This is a genomic window from Paenibacillus agilis (assembly GCF_007786455.1).
GTDB classification, from domain to species: domain Bacteria; phylum Bacillota; class Bacilli; order Paenibacillales; family Paenibacillaceae; genus Paenibacillus_B; species Paenibacillus_B agilis.
This window is the reverse complement of the sequence record NZ_VNJK01000001.1, coordinates 1,050,447-1,065,210: the sequence shown is the minus strand read 5'-3', so window position 1 is coordinate 1,065,210 and position 14,764 is coordinate 1,050,447. Positions and strand designations below refer to the sequence as shown.

Genomic DNA, 14,764 nt, shown 5'->3' with positions numbered 1-14,764 from the left:
ACAGCTGATTTATGCAGGTATAGCATAAGCGTTCTCGCATGCAGATACATTATTCGCAGCTTTGACACTAGCAAAAAGAAGCCGGACCGTGTCAGGTTCGGCTTCTTTACTATGCTCTTACTTACGCTAAAAAATAAGAAGCGGCTAACTTAGAGCCTCTGCTTATTTAAATTTAACATTTGAAAAATAGGAAGGCATGTGCAAAGTTGCATTCTCCAATTCCAATCTTCACACTCGATTGCTTTGTCTAAACATCAAGTACATAAAGAATGGCGCTCCTAATAGAGCTGTAAATATGCCCGCAGGCACATCTAATGGAACAAACACAGTTCTTCCTATTAGATCTGCTAGCAATACCAATAATGCGCCTATTAGAGCCGATGCAGCAAGGACGACCAAATTGTTATTGCCAACTAATTTACGTGCCATATGTGGTGCCATCAAACCTACAAAGCTAATTCCTCCTGCAATGCCTACAGCTGAGCTAGCAAGAATAACACTTAGCGCGATGAATAGGAATCGCTTCCTCTCCACTCGCATGCCAACGCCTTTTGCTATACTATCTCCTAATTCTAATACATTGAGATTTCTAGATTGGAATAGCGCAATTCCCCCGCAAATCACGACCCAAGGCGCCAAATACAGCACATGCTTCCATGAAGTCCCGTATACCGTGCCCGCCATCCAGCCTAATGCCTGTGAGACCATATGTAGCGGTCCTGCAAGGGTAAAATAAATCGTTAAAGCCCCCATCGCAGATGATACAGCTACCCCGATCATCGCCATTCGCAATGGCGAGCTGCCGTTCTTCCATGCAAGCATATACGTTAAAGTGGAAGCGAAGCATCCCCCGATTAATGCCGCAAGTGGCAGCCATGCTACACTTATTTCTCCGTTCATAATCGTGATCGCGGCGACTACGGCTGCTGTAGCTCCAGAGGTTGTCCCCATCAAATCAGGCGAAGCTAACGGATTTCTAATTAACGCCTGCAGCATCGTTCCGGCCATCGCCATCGCTGCACCAACCAATACAGCGGCGACTATACGAGGCAAGCGCAATTGCATCAGAATAAGCTCATACTTCGCTTCCCCCATGTCGATCAAAGATTTAATAACATCAATAACGGGCACATGTAAACTACCCAACCCAATGCTAACTATAATTGTAACGATTAATATGACGACTAAAGCCATCATTTTCAAACCTAAAAATGGATTGCGATGATGGCCTGAGTTGTTTTTTGCTATCCGTTTAAATCTGACCAAGTGCCTTCCTCCTTACAAGCCAAACTACAAAAGGAACACCTAGTATCGCGGTCGTCACACCGACTGGTATTTCCTTTCCATCCAGCAAAAATCGAGAAGACATATCGGCCAGCAGAAGAAATGATGCGCCTAGCACTGCGCTGTAAGGGAGAAGCCAACGATGATCGTTGCCTACTAGCCAGCGCGATATATGCGGAATCATAATGCCAACGAAACCAATTGGACCAGCCAAAGCAACACTACCTCCAGCTAGAATGACGACCACGACCATCGTCAATAATTTGACCCACATACTGCGCTGCCCCAGTCCTGCTGCCACATCATCCCCCATCGCCATGACATTTAGAGAACGAGACATAAGCATAGCAATGACCCATGCACAAATAAAATACGGCAGCATTTGAAGCGTGTGATTCATGGAACTATTGGACACAGAGCCTGTTAACCAGAACAAAGCCCCTTCCAATGTCGCATTGCTTATTAGCATAAATAATGAATTTAAGGACGAGGCGAATGACGCTAAAGCTGATCCTGTTAATATCAACTTCAATGGCGTCATTCCTCCCTTACCCAGCATTGCTATCATGAAAATGATCCCTGCGGATAGACCCGCTCCAATAAAACCAAACCACATCAACTCTGAGAAGGAAAATACCGCTCCATACCAATACAGCATAGCTACGATAGCCAAAGCAGCACCAGCATTAACTCCCAGTATCGAGGGAGAAGCAAGGGGATTCCTTGTCATGGCCTGCAGCATAGTTCCAGCAATAGCAAGACTGCAGCCAATGACAGCTGCAGTTATAGCGCGAGGCACTCTAGACGTACGAATAATAAGCTGCTCATCGCTGCCTGTAAACGATGTATAAGCTTGAATGACGGTGGCCATATCAAAATTTTGCAGTCCAAATAAAATACTTGCAGCAACAGCTGCTGCAAGTAGAAACAATGCTGCTATTAATCCCACAGCTTTTCTTTTGTCACTAGACAAAAGAGAGTTCATATCTTTTTTCTCCTCTTATCCCATTAAGATTTGATCATTAGCCCTTAATGTTTTGAAAGTATTTTTCAATATCGGCAACCAATAGTTTAGCTGCGATCATTCCGCCAGCGGAGTTCCAGATCGCCTCATCTACTTGATAGATTTGTCCATTTTTATTAACTTTCATATTTTTTGCAATAGGATCCGCCAACCATTCTTTTGCCGTATCAGAAGCGGCTGTTTCACCACTGCGGTCGGATGCAAAGTAGAACAATACATCGCCATCTAATTCACTAATTTGCTCTTTTGTGATTTCCTCTGCAAATTTCTCTTGATTTTGCTCTGTGGTTCTAGCAATCCCCATCTTATCCAACACTACGCCAGCAAAGTTTTGCTTGTAGTACGCTCTAGCCTTGCCTGCTTGGAAACGAGCAAGCGATACTTCTAGCTTAGCTTTATCACCTAATCTAGCTCCTGCCTCTTTCGTCAATTTATCGAAGTCAGCAAGCACTTGTTGACCTTTTTCCTCAAGATTCAATGCCTGCGCATACAGTGTGAAATTCTCGATCATACTGTCGCCAAGGTTTTCCGTTAATACTGTAGGGGCAATAGCAGTTAATTGATCATAAATTTTTTCTTGTCTTACCTTTGTTCCCAAAATCAAATCCGGGTCTAGGCTAGCGATGAGCTCCATATTTGGTTGTGTCTCGTCACCTACTACCGTTACACCTTCCATTTGGTCTTTAATATGATCGTACCAAGGATCGCCAATCCATGACTTAACGGCCCCAACTGGTTTAATTCCCAATTCCAACAACGTCTCTGTGCCTTGCGTTGTTAACACAACAATTTTTTGAGGCGTGCCTTCAACCTTGGTATCTCCCATCGCATGCGTAATCGTTCTAGTCTCAACTGCTGCAGGTTCTTTCGACGGCTGCGAATTTTCCGAATTGGCTGGTTTCGCCTCGTTACTTGTACAAGCTGTTAACAACGTTAGGATCATAATAATCAATGCTGATGTCTTTAATGTTCTCACGGTTTCCGCTCCTATTTTTGTAATAATGAAAATCATTATCAATAATTGTTAAAAAAATAAATGCCTTTCGTTACCGATGCGCAAACGGTTCTGTAAATGTTACAATTACAACACTAATATACACGTTCACCTGTTTCAATAGATTGAGCTTCGAAATGGACATAATGAAGGAAGTGTAACACATCATGAATATCATCGAAGGCCATCAACAATCGAAAGAATGGATCACTCTTTCTCTCCTCTATTTGATGGAGCATAAAGTCTACTCGGATATAAAAGTTACCGAGATTGCTAAAAAGTCCGGTATGGTCAGACAAACAATCTATCGCAACTATCAAGACAAAGATGATATTTTATTCGAATATTTATGTCATCAATTAAATCTCATAGATAGCAGAATTATCGACAATCAACTGTCTGGTGAAGCAATATTTGTTGTGTTTTTTGACATGTGGAAGGAATTTGTCCCGAGTTCATTATTAAAAAACATTCATTCTGCCGATCGTAAAATTAGACAAATTATATATAAAAGCTTGGAGTACTTTGTTCAAAATAAATATTTGAATTATTTCATGTCAGCACAGATACCTGTTAGCGCACTTCATGATTATGCCTTACGGTCTTTAGCTTCTATCCTGCACGGTGTATTAATAGAATGGAGTTTGCAATCCTATAAACAGTCTTCTGCGGAGATTGGCAAGCTTACGTATCAACTCACCAGCTCTATTCGTCAATATTGTCTTCAAGATGCCATCGATTAGGATGATGAATAGAAAAAAATGTAGACTATTCAAGGGAGATTTGATGCTATGTGGCGATAACCCATATACAGTCGAACCTCCCTTTTCATATGCAAAAATGATGAAATAGCAAACGGCTGGATACACTTTATGTATAAGGCAGTCCATTTTTACGACGCGGAGCGTTCGAGTTTACAGGCAGGTATACGATTTGGATGAATGCTGCTGAGCAAAATTTACTCTTCAATATTCCTTGACAGGAATATTCCTTATGAAGTATATTCAAAACAGAAGATGTAAGCACATCGAAGAAAGTGAGGTGAACCCACCAACGTATGGACATCGGAACATTTAGCGCTCTGGCTGAACCTAACCGTTTGCGAATTGTCGAGCTGCTTGCCCATGGTCCATTGACAGTTGGAGAAATAGCCGAGCGTCTCAATCTTCGGCAGCCTCAAGCTTCTAAGCATTTACGTGTTCTGCTAGAAGCACGATTGGTAAGTGTACATGCCGATGCGAATCGCCGCAACTATGCGCTGCAAATGGAACCACTGCAAGAAATGGATGCATGGCTGAATAACTACCGTCGCATCTGGAATGAACGATTCGATAACTTAGATCACTATTTACAAGAGCTTCAGAGCAAGCCAGAACAATAAATTTTAACTTACTTTTAGGAGGAATAATGATATGTTGAACAAAATGTTATTCAAAGCTGAGGGAAATGTACTAACGATGGAAAGAACGTTTAACGCACCTCAGGATCTTGTATTCAAAGTATTTTCGGATTCAGAGCATCTTAAGCAATGGTTTGGACCGCGCGGTTGGTCTATCACTGTAAGTGAGCTGGATTTCCGTCCTGGTGGTGCTTGGCACTATTGTATGAAATGTGAAGATAGAAATCAGGGTGACTTCTATGGAATGGAATCTTGGGGGAAATCCGTCTATAAAGAAATCGTTGCAAACGAAAAACTCGTATACGTCGATTACTTCTCGGATGCGGAAGGCAATATCAACGAAAATATGCCTGCTGTCGAAGTTACCGTGACTTTCGAGGCTGTTGATGGAAAAACGAAGATTACAAGCATTGGCAACTATGCGACTGAGGAAGCATTGAAAACAGTCATCGATATGGGCATGCAGCAAGGAATTACCGAAACATGGGACCGCTTGGAAGAGCACTTGGAAAGTCTTCAATAATCTGCGTCCCGAGGGGCATTCTGCAAGAGAGGGCATTCGCCCTCTCTTTTTTTGAAGTCGAATACTTATAGAATAAACCCGCTTGTTGCAGCCCCTCGTGCTGGGAAAGCAAATTACAAAAGTGGACAGTATTATTTCAAACTACCCAACTTTTCAATCGCCTGCTGTTCAGTTGGCAAGAAGAAAATATCCTTTCCGTTATTGCACTCATAGATGAAATCCTTCAAGCTTTTGCTTGTATAGGCCGTGAAATCTCCGACGATAGCTACCTTCACGTAATAATTAATGAACTTCTGAAGAATATCGCCTGCTAGACGTGTTTTCAAATCAAAAAAGCTTTCGCTCAATATAGATTTGTGCAGAACGATACGATCGCAATCTGTCTCATATCGCACGGTTGCCATCAGATCCAATGCAGACTGAACATTTTCAATAAGGATCTCGTTCTCACTTCCACTCACAACAGCAACATATTTTCCGTCTACTTCAACCTTCGTAATAATCATAAATATCCTCCTTTAAACCTTTTCACATAGTCCTCGCAAATGTAGCGATTATCTTCACCATTTACCGGCGGAATGTTCGTTACTCTGAAGAAACTTAAACCTACTACCATCGCCAGCAGCCCATAAGCGGCGCTTGGAGAATCCTCCACAGACATACGACCTGTCATATTGCCATAATCAAAAATTTTGGCGATACCATGAAGGTCAGCCAAATAGCTTTTCGATACAACCTCTTGCAAGTTAGGATCTAATGTAGCTTTGGAGAAAAACTGAAGAAAGAGCTTCCCTGAAGCATCATACGGGATATACATTTTTTCAATGCCATCCAGCTGTGAAACATTAATTTTCTTATCAGCGTCATCCCGATACGGTGGTAGGATATGTTTTAGCGTAACATCCATCATTTCCATCGGAGTCATCGTCGCTTCAATTTCCGATTGAATCTTTAGGCCATAATAAGCCATGAACGCTTTAAAGGCTTCGATCGTCAAGTTATCTTTATTTTTAAAATAATACGTGACTACGCCCTTGGAGCAGTCCGCATACTCAGCGACCTTATCCAGCGTCATACCATCGATTCCATGCAGACTAATACAGGTTAATGTCGCATTAATAACATCTGCTCGGCGTTTCGGTTCCATTCCTAATTTGGGCATCGTTTCACCTTACTTTTATTTATACTGTACAGTCGGAATAAAAAAATAATAACCTATGATTTGCCAATTCGTCAATGTGCATGAAGCGAATTGTCCTGTATCCAATATCACAAACAAAAAAACACGATCCATAAGATCGTGTTTAACAGGATTTCCATTTTCACATTCGATAAATATTCCACTCGAAGTAGCTATGCAAACTGTCCGTACTATGCGAATGAACACCATTTTAGCACATTATGATTTTATAAAGTAACTCGCATTTTCTTCAGCCCATTGTTTAAACGTGTATGCGGGTTGTCCAAGGACTTCCTCTATTGTAGGTAGGACCGTATAAGCAATTGGTGGTGGGTTGAGATGCCAGCTAATCACGAAGTTGATAACATCCTCGCGAACCCCCATTTTTCTCATTTGCTCCCGTTCTTCTTCTTCCGTCGTCTCAAGCAAGGTCAACGTCTGTCCAATTGCCTCACCGATAATTCGAACTTGATCCGTAACCGACAGTACCTCAGGACCGGTTAGTATATATTCTTTACCAGCATGACCATCCTCGGTCAGCGCGACCGCCGCTACTCGGCCAATATCAGCTTCATGCACAGATGCATTTAAGGAGCCGCTGAATAAATCCCTTACGATTCCTTCCTTGCTAATGGAATCCGTCCATTTGCGCACGTTGGACATAAACTCAACAGGTTGAAGCTGTGTCCACTCTAAATCACTAGCCTCAACCGCTTGCTCAACAGAGCCTTTTTCCCCCGTCCACAGTACTGTAACTTTGCGAACTCCCGCCTTTTTAGCCAATGCGACGATTTCTAGGCCTGTTTGTAAGGGAACATATTCTGCACCCGTCGTCATCAAATGTATGGCTGTAACACCTTCGAACGCGGCATCCAGTGTACTCGGATCACTTAAATCTCCAACTGCAATCTCTACTCCTTCAGGGAGTATGGCTTGTGGATTGCGTGTCAAAGCCCTTACCTTCTGACCTCTTCGCAGCAGTTGATCGACGACATGACGCCCAACTGTACCTGTCGCTCCCGTTACTAAAATCGTCATTGCTCTTCCTCCTCCGTATGCTCTAACATTTGATTAATCTTCTCAACCAAGGCTGATTTCGCATCGTTTAGCGAATTGATTTGGCTATTAATTTCACGTAACTTCGCTTCATATAACTGCAGCACTTCTGCACAGTAAAGGCCCTTATCTGCGTGTTCTTGTTTTTCTTGTTGATCGGGAAACTGACAAAATAAAATGTCTTTAATTTGCTCCGTAGTGAGTCCTAAACCTAAATAAAGCTGGATGGTTTGAATGGACTCGATTACCTTTTCATCGAATTCGCGATAGTTATTATTTTGGCGGGTAGGCTTGATTAAGCCCTTATCCTCATAATGTCGAATCGAACGGGCACTCGCTCCGGTAATTTTAATTACTTTTCCGATCTTCATTTCATCCCCCTCCATTTCTATCCAGCGGATTAAGGTAATTATAAACCCTCACATTAATGTGAGGGTCAATAGTTAATTTGCGAAACTGGCAAATAGGTAAATGCAAAAAAGCAGCCACTATGGGCTGCTTCTAATTTAGTAAATCCTGATGAGGCTTCTAAATGCGTTTATTTCTGTCGCTCCAGCTCGCATCTTTTTATAGAACGATAGCCGTCTCCAATCCCATGCGGATCATGTCATGGAGTGCCGTCTCACGTGTTTCTGGCGTGATCGTTTCATTCGTCAACATATGGTCGGTAACCGTTAAAATGGACAATGCACGGGCATTGTATTTCGCAGCAACCATATACATAGCCGCAGACTCATTGTCACAAGCTAGCACCTGATACTGAGCCATTTTCTTATACATTGGCTCATTGCCGTCATAGAAATGATCTTCCGTCATAATCAAACCTGCACGTACAGGCAAGTTCAATTTTTCTCCGATATCATACGCTGTTCTTACCAATTTAAAGTCTGCAGCCGGTGCGTAAGAGAAGTTCTCGAATTCATGTCTGAACATCGCAGAGCTTGTACATACCGCCGTGCCTACTACCAAGTCCATATGCTTGACATCAGCATGATAGGATCCACTTGAGCCGATGCGAATCAAGTTCTTTACTCCATAATCATTTACCAACTCAGTCGCATAAATAGACATGGATGGCATGCCCATTCCTGTACCTTGAACTGAGATGCGCTTGCCTTTGTACGTTCCCGTATATCCTAGAATACCGCGAATCCGGTTGTAACATACAGCATTCTCTAAATAGTTTTCCGCGATAAATTTCGCACGCATCGGATCACCAGGCAGCAATATCGTTTCGGCGATATCGCCAACTTTCGCTTCGATATGAAAACTCATGATGTATTCCTCCTATCCCTTAGAAACCAGTCCCCGTTGCGCCTTCACGATTTCGATTAGCTTTATAGCTTTGCTTCCATTCGATCAAGCCATCGATGCAAATGATCAAGTTAATAATCGCTAGCAAAATCATTACGTACAATTCTGTTGAGAGGTACATCACGATTAAAATCAGGTTCATCAAAATCCACAAATGCCAGTTTTCCAAAATCTTTTTGCTTAACAAGTACTGTGCAGCCAATCCGATAACTGCGATGAAAGCGTCTAAATAAGGCTTAGTTGCTCCTGTATAAGTAACTTGAATATAAGACCAGATGCCCCAAGTTACTAAAATAATGCTTACCCAAATGACGTAGCCCTTTGTTGACAAACGAATCGTTGGCGCAGTATCGTCTTCGCCTTTATTTTTAACCCAGTAGTACCAGCCGTAAATGTTAAAGATCAACTGCAAGGCCGATAAAATAACCATTGCGTAAAGGCCTGTTTTGAAGTAAATGTACATAAAGCTTACTACTGCAATTGCACCAAATAGGAAGTTGATAACTTTCTGCCTAGCTAACAACCATACGTTGATAACACCAATAACAGAAGCAAATATTTCAATATACGAAGAATTCAGATACAATCCCGCCCCAATACTGATGGCACAAGCAATAATAACGAACAAAGGATGTTTAATCATTTTTCTATAACCTCCCATAGTAATCTGACCTGATGCTTACGCTTTCATTTCAATTCTTGAATACCATTTTCACAATTAATGATAAGGCTTACATTTTTTCGAATATAGGCTTCAACATAAACGTTAGCATCTAAAAACCTATACACTTCCAATCGATTGTTAAGCTCGACTATTTCGATCTTCCAGCTCCAACTGCAATTGCTTCGTATCCAAAATTATAATTTCCTGCTTGTTCAAATCGATGATGCCTTGCTTCTTAAGCTCTGACAAAATACGATTGATGCTTCGAGGAGTGACAGCAAATTGATGACTGAGCTGCTGCTTATCAACCTTAATCACAATACCTTCTGCCCTCTTTTGACCGTGCGGCAGACAACGGAGCAAGTAACTGCACACTCGATCATGCAGGGTGTACAGATTGTTGTCTCCCTCCTTCTTCAGGATGTCGTACTGAAGCTTCAAGATGCTGCGGATAAAATACTCGTTAAAATTACGGTCCAAATGGAGCCATTCCAAAAAATGCTCGCGCTTCAGACCCATAAGCACCACATCCGTAACCGCTTCCACGTTGCTGATAAAAGGAAGGCGGTCCACAATCTCAAGCTCGCCAATCATATCCCCTTTATGATAAGTCGACTGCACATATTTCTTACCGTTTTCGCCAATAACGCTAATATCCGCGACACCCTCCACCATAATGTAAAAGCTGTCCTGAATATCGCCTTGGGAAAACAATACGGAGCCAGCCTTAAACTTGGTCAGCTTCCATTCGCGCAATATTTCGTAGGGGCATTGCTTCATCATTGCGTAAATCTTTTCGCTTTGCTCCATGTATTTAATCATTTGCTGCATCCCCATGTTGATTCACCTCAAGTATATATTTCTGGGACTGATCCAGGATAGGACGACAGTCCGTTATATGTATAAAAGTAGCTGCATTTTAGCGAGCAGATTACAGATATTCGGGACAAATGTCCTTCGCACATTTTCCTTGATATATTCTTTACGTTGTGTAACGGTTGTGAGAAACGTTATTCGATAAAAATAACCAGAAACCGCGGTCAAGTATAAAGAGCCATAGTATTCGACCATCCTTAATAAGAAGGGAGGTGAAAACTATGGCTAAAGACGTATTATGCGAAGTAAACAACTGCAAGTTCTGGGCAGCAGGCAACAAATGTGCCGCGTCCTCCATCTATGTCGTAAGCAATCGCGGTAATCAAGCGAGCAATAGTGGAGAGACAGACTGCAAAACGTTCGAACCAAAAATTTAGCATATCGTTTAGCACATTTTTGCAGCACAGCCGTTCATTTTTACAATAGCTTATCTGCAAGTAGAGCATCCCTAGCGGGGGGTGCTCTTTTCATTTGTTTTCCGTCGAACATGTCAGCAGCATTTCTGTCTCTTTAGTACAAGTATAACCTCTAATTGAGAATTATTTTCACATGCGAAGTAGAAAAATATCGTACTACAGATTAATGCCAAATACGATTAAAATAACCGCTACCGCATAAAGCAATCCGCCAGGATGTCGTCCGCGTGATGCCCATAGGGCAACAATAGCTGCAAACAGGAATGAACTGCCGACAAGCAGACCAATCGCTAGCTTAACATCCGGTTCGAACCAGATAGAAGCGATCAGGGCAAGGCCCCCAAGGAACCAGTTGAACGTGCTGAACTGTAAGAGCGGCGGCACGAGCATTTTGACCAATTTCGGCTGCTTAGTAGATCCAGACTCCTGTAACGGCCTGACCATCAATCGTTGAGTCAAAATGCCATGAATCACCGCCACGATACTTCCGATCATTCCAGCTGCCAACAAAGCTGCATCTTGCCAATTCATATAGCATACCTCCCTGATAAATAGTTGTAAAAATTATTTACTGAGGGTGACCCTAGTGAGAAATAGCAATAGCGCGCCAATCCAATTGTTTATTTCATTTAATACGATATCGTAGTATATCCCCGATCTCAATTTAATACGTTTTCGTAGTAATGTCAACGGTCAATTTCCATCATTTTCTTCAGAAAAAAATCCGACCTATTGTAAGGTCGGATTTCTCGGTTTTATCTATTTCTCTACATAACGTTATAAATTACCTCTTACATCTGAAAACTGAATTAACTTACTTTTACTTCTCTTTAACACCTAGCTTTTGCACCCGCTCCACTACCGCTAACAATGCCGGAAGCATAATTGGCAGCATTACAAATCCAAGCAAGCATAAGCCGATAATAACCGTCATCGCTACTTCAATCAGCGTCAGCACCCCTGAAGGGATGAGCGCCGCAAATGTACCACCAAGAATAATCGCCGCCGAAATAACAACCCCGCCCATATGGCGAGCAGCCTCGATCATTTCCTGCGCAGAATGACCGTCCATTTCACGATAGCGCATCATTAAGAAAATACTGTAGTCAACGCCTAATGCCACAATCATAATGAAGCTAAAGAATGGAACATTCCAACCTAATTCATTTACGGATAGTAAATGTGTAGCTAAGAACTCACTTATCCCAAGCGAAGTAAAGTACGCTAACACCAATGACAGAATAATGAAAATCGGTATCCACAAGGAACGTGTGATGAAAATAAGGACCATTCCAATACCAATCAACATGATCGTCGCTGTCCGTGCAAAGTCACCGCTCGCGATCGCTTCAAGATCCACATTTTCAGCCGTTTTCCCACCCAGTGCTGCCTTGGCATGTTTCAAATCGCTGCCTTGAATCGCTGCCTGCACTTCTGTGTTAATCTGCTTTACGATCGCCATTGCTTCTTTCGAATATGGGTTCACGTCCAGCATAATATTCATTTGTACCGTTTTGCGATCCGCAGACATGTACATATCCATTGCTTGTTTAAATTCCTCGCCCTTCAATATATCTTGAGGAATATAGAATTTTTCCGAAGCCTTGGAATCACTCAGCCCTTGCAAATAGCTCTGAGCATCTGCTAAGCCCGTACTCACTTCTTCCAAGCCTTTCGTACTAGCAGACAATCCAGATTGCAGCTTCTCCATATTACCTGTTAATGCGGTTAATCCGGAGAGCAGTTGCTTTTGTCCCGCATGAATATCTGTCAATCCTGTATGAAGCGCAGGAGGAACTGCGGTCATTTTATTCGATCCATCCGCTGCTTTTTGCAATCCATCCTTCAATTGGGATGAACCTTTATGCAGCTGCGACACACCACCTTGCAATTGCATAAGACCATTTTGTACAGCAGAAAGTGAAGCATTTGCTTGTTTAAAGGATGACATCGCTGCGTCATATTCCGTTTTCAATCCATTAAGCTGTTTAGCTAATTCCTTCATCTGCTGTTTGCCTGCTGCAGCAATGCCAATTGCCGTTTGCAAATGCTCATCATTTGCTGCATCTGGATTGGATTGAACATAAATGCCCAACGTACCTTCGATTTGTTCAAATGCCTGTACCGCTCCCCCAATCGCTTGCTCTAAACTTGCAAATTGAGTTCCGAATGAAGAAAGTCCTGTTTCAAGCTCCAAATAGCCTTTATGCAGCTTCGGTAATGATTGAGATAACAGGTTCATTTGGTCTTTAAGCGATGCTAGACCGCTTTCCAGTTGATTAGCTCCCTTAGCACCTGAATGTACACCTTTCGATAATTCATCAATCGCTTTCCCTAAACTCGAAACACCTGTCTTCACTTCATTGGTTCCATCGATTAGCAGCTGCACATTTTGTACACCCTTTGTATCTGCTTGACCGATTTCTTTTTCCGCAGAAGACAGCCCGTCGTTAATCTCGCCAACGCCTTTTGAGGCATCCCCTAGACCTTTATTTAGTTCCTTCGTTTGATCTTTCATGTACAGCTCATCCATTTTCTTACCTACTGGACGAGTCGTTGTATACACTTCAGCTACACCAGACATCTTCGAAATTTGCTCCGCAAGTTCGTCCAGCTCTTGTAATGCCTTCGCATTGTCCAACGGCTTATCCGATTGAATAAACAATGTCGTCGGTGAAGAGAATCCTGGTGAGAAATGCTTTTCAATGACCTGAATCCCTTGCTTAGAAGCGTAGCTATCATCAACCTCCAGCAAATCGTTATAGCTCAAGGAATCGCTATACTTCATCACGAACGGAATGCAAAGGACCGCTATAAACAAGAGCGCTGCGATAGGTCTTGTCACGGATGTCTTCGCTAGCACACCCCAAATTCGGCTCTCTCCATGTCCATCGAAGTTCTTAACTGGCCAAAACAACTTTTTCCCTAACGTAACCATAATGACCGGATTCAACGTCATCAGTACAAGCACGAGCACTGCTACACCTATGGCAACCGCCGAACTTGCTCGATAAATGCCGAACTCCGCCAAAATTAATGCCATAAATCCGATAAAAACAGCTAACGCGCTATAGAGCACCGTTTTTCCAGCAGAGCGATACGTTGCTTTTACCGCTGCAAGCGTATTTTCCTGTCGTGTAAGCTCTTCTTTGAATCGAGAGAATAATAAAATATTATAATCGGTTCCGATACCAAATAAGATGACGACTAGAAACACTTGTGTAAAGTTAGAAAACGGATAGTTAAACCACTCCACAAAATGAGCTACAATACCAAGTGATACGATATAAGAGATTCCTACTGTAACTAACGAAACAACCGGCACAATAGGAGATCGGAAGACGATGATGAGTACGACGATAATAAAAATGACCGCAATGATTTCGGTTTTCTTAATACCTTCTTCTGTCGACTTTACAAAATCCTCGATAACAAGACTGTTGCCTGTCAAATATGTATCGACCGTGTCTACATTTTTCATCAACGCTTCCAGCTGCTCTGTTGCTTCAGAGATCGTACCTTGACTACGACTAACAGACAACTGCGTTAAAATGGTCGTCTTATCTTTCGATACGAGCTGACTCTTCGTGTGCTCATCATCTAAATGAGTGAGCATATTTTCAATACCTAGCTGCTTTTGCTTCGATTTGAATTGTGAAATGACAGATTCAATTTGTTGATGCTGCTTACTACTTAAAGGCTTATCACTTCCACTATTAAATACAGCAATGATCGAGTAGCTATTGCCACTGTCCTCATCCATATGACTCAACATTTCATGCGCAATATTACTTTGCGCACTGTCTGGAATCGATACTTGTCCCTTTTCCCTCACTAGTTGATTGAGGTTCGGCATCGTCATCACGATAACAACGGTTATCAGAATCCAAGCCACGATCGAAGCAATTCTCAAATTTTTAATTTTCCTCATTCTCTATCTCCTATCTTGTAACATTCACAAAACTAAACACGTGTTTACTTTTATACATGAAAAAAGTATACTCATTGTGAGAAAAGCGTACAATGGTCAATTT

16 protein-coding genes are annotated in these 14,764 nt (G+C 42.2%); 4 read left to right on the top strand and 12 right to left on the bottom strand.

The features are described 5' to 3' along the window. Positions 1-228: 228 nt before the first annotated feature. From FPZ44_RS04595 to FPZ44_RS04585, 3 genes are read right to left on the bottom strand one after another with little or no spacing between them, the layout of a single operon-like run. A complete protein-coding gene (locus tag FPZ44_RS04595) occupies positions 229-1,266 on the bottom strand; it encodes a FecCD family ABC transporter permease (RefSeq protein ID WP_261378199.1) in 1,038 nt (345 codons plus the stop codon). After that, the gene (locus tag FPZ44_RS04590; RefSeq protein ID WP_144987837.1) at positions 1,253-2,269 is read right to left on the bottom strand and encodes a FecCD family ABC transporter permease; all 1,017 of its coding nucleotides are present in this window, start codon (positions 2,267-2,269) and stop codon (positions 1,253-1,255) included. The genes FPZ44_RS04595 and FPZ44_RS04590 overlap by 14 nt, the downstream gene beginning before the upstream one ends. Positions 2,270-2,306: 37 nt before the next feature. After that, positions 2,307-3,284 (bottom strand): ABC transporter substrate-binding protein, encoded by a 978-nt coding sequence (locus FPZ44_RS04585; protein WP_261378198.1) that lies wholly within the window; start codon positions 3,282-3,284, stop codon positions 2,307-2,309. Between the two features lie 185 nt (positions 3,285-3,469). On the opposite strand from FPZ44_RS04585, the gene FPZ44_RS04580 reads away from it, so the two are divergent. The 3 genes from FPZ44_RS04580 to FPZ44_RS04570 all read left to right on the top strand — a co-directional run bounded on the left by FPZ44_RS04580 (position 3,470) and on the right by FPZ44_RS04570 (position 5,224). Beyond that, positions 3,470-4,045, top strand: coding sequence for a TetR/AcrR family transcriptional regulator (locus tag FPZ44_RS04580; RefSeq protein ID WP_144987833.1), 576 nt, complete (start codon positions 3,470-3,472; stop codon positions 4,043-4,045). Between the two features lie 314 nt (positions 4,046-4,359). Beyond that, positions 4,360-4,683 carry an ArsR/SmtB family transcription factor gene (locus FPZ44_RS04575; RefSeq protein WP_144987831.1) on the top strand — a complete coding sequence of 108 codons (324 nt, stop codon included), beginning with the start codon at positions 4,360-4,362 and terminating at the stop codon, positions 4,681-4,683. 31 nt (positions 4,684-4,714) lie between these two features. Next, on the top strand, positions 4,715-5,224 hold the full coding sequence (locus tag FPZ44_RS04570) for an SRPBCC domain-containing protein (RefSeq protein WP_144987829.1): 510 nt from the start codon (positions 4,715-4,717) through the stop codon (positions 5,222-5,224). A 131-nt stretch (positions 5,225-5,355) separates the two neighbouring features. Here the strand turns inward: FPZ44_RS04570 and FPZ44_RS04565 are convergent, their stop codons facing one another. The 7 genes from FPZ44_RS04565 to FPZ44_RS04535 all read right to left on the bottom strand — a co-directional run bounded on the left by FPZ44_RS04565 (position 5,356) and on the right by FPZ44_RS04535 (position 10,275). Continuing rightward, the gene (locus tag FPZ44_RS04565) at positions 5,356-5,730 is read right to left on the bottom strand and encodes a DUF4180 domain-containing protein (protein WP_144987827.1); all 375 of its coding nucleotides are present in this window, start codon (positions 5,728-5,730) and stop codon (positions 5,356-5,358) included. Continuing rightward, a complete protein-coding gene (locus FPZ44_RS04560; protein WP_144987825.1) occupies positions 5,727-6,386 on the bottom strand; it encodes a TetR/AcrR family transcriptional regulator in 660 nt (219 codons plus the stop codon). The genes FPZ44_RS04565 and FPZ44_RS04560 overlap by 4 nt, the downstream gene beginning before the upstream one ends. Before the next feature lie 237 nt (positions 6,387-6,623). Further along, positions 6,624-7,442 (bottom strand): SDR family oxidoreductase, encoded by an 819-nt coding sequence (locus tag FPZ44_RS04555; protein WP_144987823.1) that lies wholly within the window; start codon positions 7,440-7,442, stop codon positions 6,624-6,626. Beyond that, positions 7,439-7,831 carry a MerR family transcriptional regulator gene (locus tag FPZ44_RS04550; protein ID WP_144987821.1) on the bottom strand — a complete coding sequence of 131 codons (393 nt, stop codon included), beginning with the start codon at positions 7,829-7,831 and terminating at the stop codon, positions 7,439-7,441. Before FPZ44_RS04550 ends, FPZ44_RS04555 begins: the two co-directional genes overlap by 4 nt. Positions 7,832-8,027: 196 nt before the next feature. Further along, entirely contained in the window at positions 8,028-8,735 is a 708-nt protein-coding gene (gene deoD / locus FPZ44_RS04545) for a purine-nucleoside phosphorylase (RefSeq protein WP_144987819.1), read from the bottom strand. A 19-nt stretch (positions 8,736-8,754) separates the two neighbouring features. Next, positions 8,755-9,417 (bottom strand): nicotinamide riboside transporter PnuC, encoded by a 663-nt coding sequence (gene pnuC / locus FPZ44_RS04540; RefSeq protein ID WP_144987817.1) that lies wholly within the window; start codon positions 9,415-9,417, stop codon positions 8,755-8,757. Between the two features lie 159 nt (positions 9,418-9,576). Further along, positions 9,577-10,275, bottom strand: coding sequence for a Crp/Fnr family transcriptional regulator (locus tag FPZ44_RS04535; protein WP_144987815.1), 699 nt, complete (start codon positions 10,273-10,275; stop codon positions 9,577-9,579). Positions 10,276-10,535: 260 nt separating this feature from the next. Here FPZ44_RS04535 and FPZ44_RS04530 point away from each other — a divergent pair, with 260 nt between their 5' ends. Then, complete coding sequence (locus FPZ44_RS04530) at positions 10,536-10,691, top strand: DUF1540 domain-containing protein (RefSeq protein ID WP_084509058.1); 156 nt, start codon at positions 10,536-10,538, stop codon at positions 10,689-10,691. A 195-nt stretch (positions 10,692-10,886) separates the two neighbouring features. Here FPZ44_RS04530 and FPZ44_RS04525 read toward each other — a convergent pair whose 3' ends face one another. Both FPZ44_RS04525 and FPZ44_RS04520 read right to left on the bottom strand, forming a co-directional pair. After that, positions 10,887-11,261, bottom strand: a complete 375-nt coding sequence (locus FPZ44_RS04525; protein WP_144987813.1) for a hypothetical protein — start codon at positions 11,259-11,261, stop codon at positions 10,887-10,889. A gap of 289 nt (positions 11,262-11,550) precedes the next feature. Continuing rightward, positions 11,551-14,661, bottom strand: a complete 3,111-nt coding sequence (locus FPZ44_RS04520; RefSeq protein ID WP_144987811.1) for an MMPL family transporter — start codon at positions 14,659-14,661, stop codon at positions 11,551-11,553. Between the last annotated feature and the right edge of the window lie 103 nt (positions 14,662-14,764).

Bases quoted from the DNA above. Each gene is read 5' to 3' on its own strand.
- FPZ44_RS04590 (WP_144987837.1), bottom strand. From the start codon at position 2,269: ATGAACTCTCTTTTGTCTAGTGACAAAAGAAAAGCTGTGGGATTAATA.
- FPZ44_RS04580 (WP_144987833.1), top strand. From the start codon at position 3,470: ATGAATATCATCGAAGGCCATCAACAATCGAAAGAATGGATCACTCTT.
- FPZ44_RS04575 (WP_144987831.1), top strand. From the start codon at position 4,360: ATGGACATCGGAACATTTAGCGCTCTGGCTGAACCTAACCGTTTGCGA.
- FPZ44_RS04570 (WP_144987829.1), top strand. From the start codon at position 4,715: ATGTTGAACAAAATGTTATTCAAAGCTGAGGGAAATGTACTAACGATG.
- FPZ44_RS04565 (WP_144987827.1), bottom strand. From the start codon at position 5,730: ATGATTATTACGAAGGTTGAAGTAGACGGAAAATATGTTGCTGTTGTG.
- FPZ44_RS04560 (WP_144987825.1), bottom strand. From the start codon at position 6,386: ATGCCCAAATTAGGAATGGAACCGAAACGCCGAGCAGATGTTATTAAT.
- FPZ44_RS04555 (WP_144987823.1), bottom strand. From the start codon at position 7,442: ATGACGATTTTAGTAACGGGAGCGACAGGTACAGTTGGGCGTCATGTC.
- FPZ44_RS04550 (WP_144987821.1), bottom strand. From the start codon at position 7,831: ATGAAGATCGGAAAAGTAATTAAAATTACCGGAGCGAGTGCCCGTTCG.
- deoD (WP_144987819.1), bottom strand. From the start codon at position 8,735: ATGAGTTTTCATATCGAAGCGAAAGTTGGCGATATCGCCGAAACGATA.
- pnuC (WP_144987817.1), bottom strand. From the start codon at position 9,417: ATGATTAAACATCCTTTGTTCGTTATTATTGCTTGTGCCATCAGTATT.
- FPZ44_RS04535 (WP_144987815.1), bottom strand. From the start codon at position 10,275: ATGGGGATGCAGCAAATGATTAAATACATGGAGCAAAGCGAAAAGATT.
- FPZ44_RS04530 (WP_084509058.1), top strand. From the start codon at position 10,536: ATGGCTAAAGACGTATTATGCGAAGTAAACAACTGCAAGTTCTGGGCA.
- FPZ44_RS04525 (WP_144987813.1), bottom strand. From the start codon at position 11,261: ATGAATTGGCAAGATGCAGCTTTGTTGGCAGCTGGAATGATCGGAAGT.
- FPZ44_RS04520 (WP_144987811.1), bottom strand. From the start codon at position 14,661: ATGAGGAAAATTAAAAATTTGAGAATTGCTTCGATCGTGGCTTGGATT.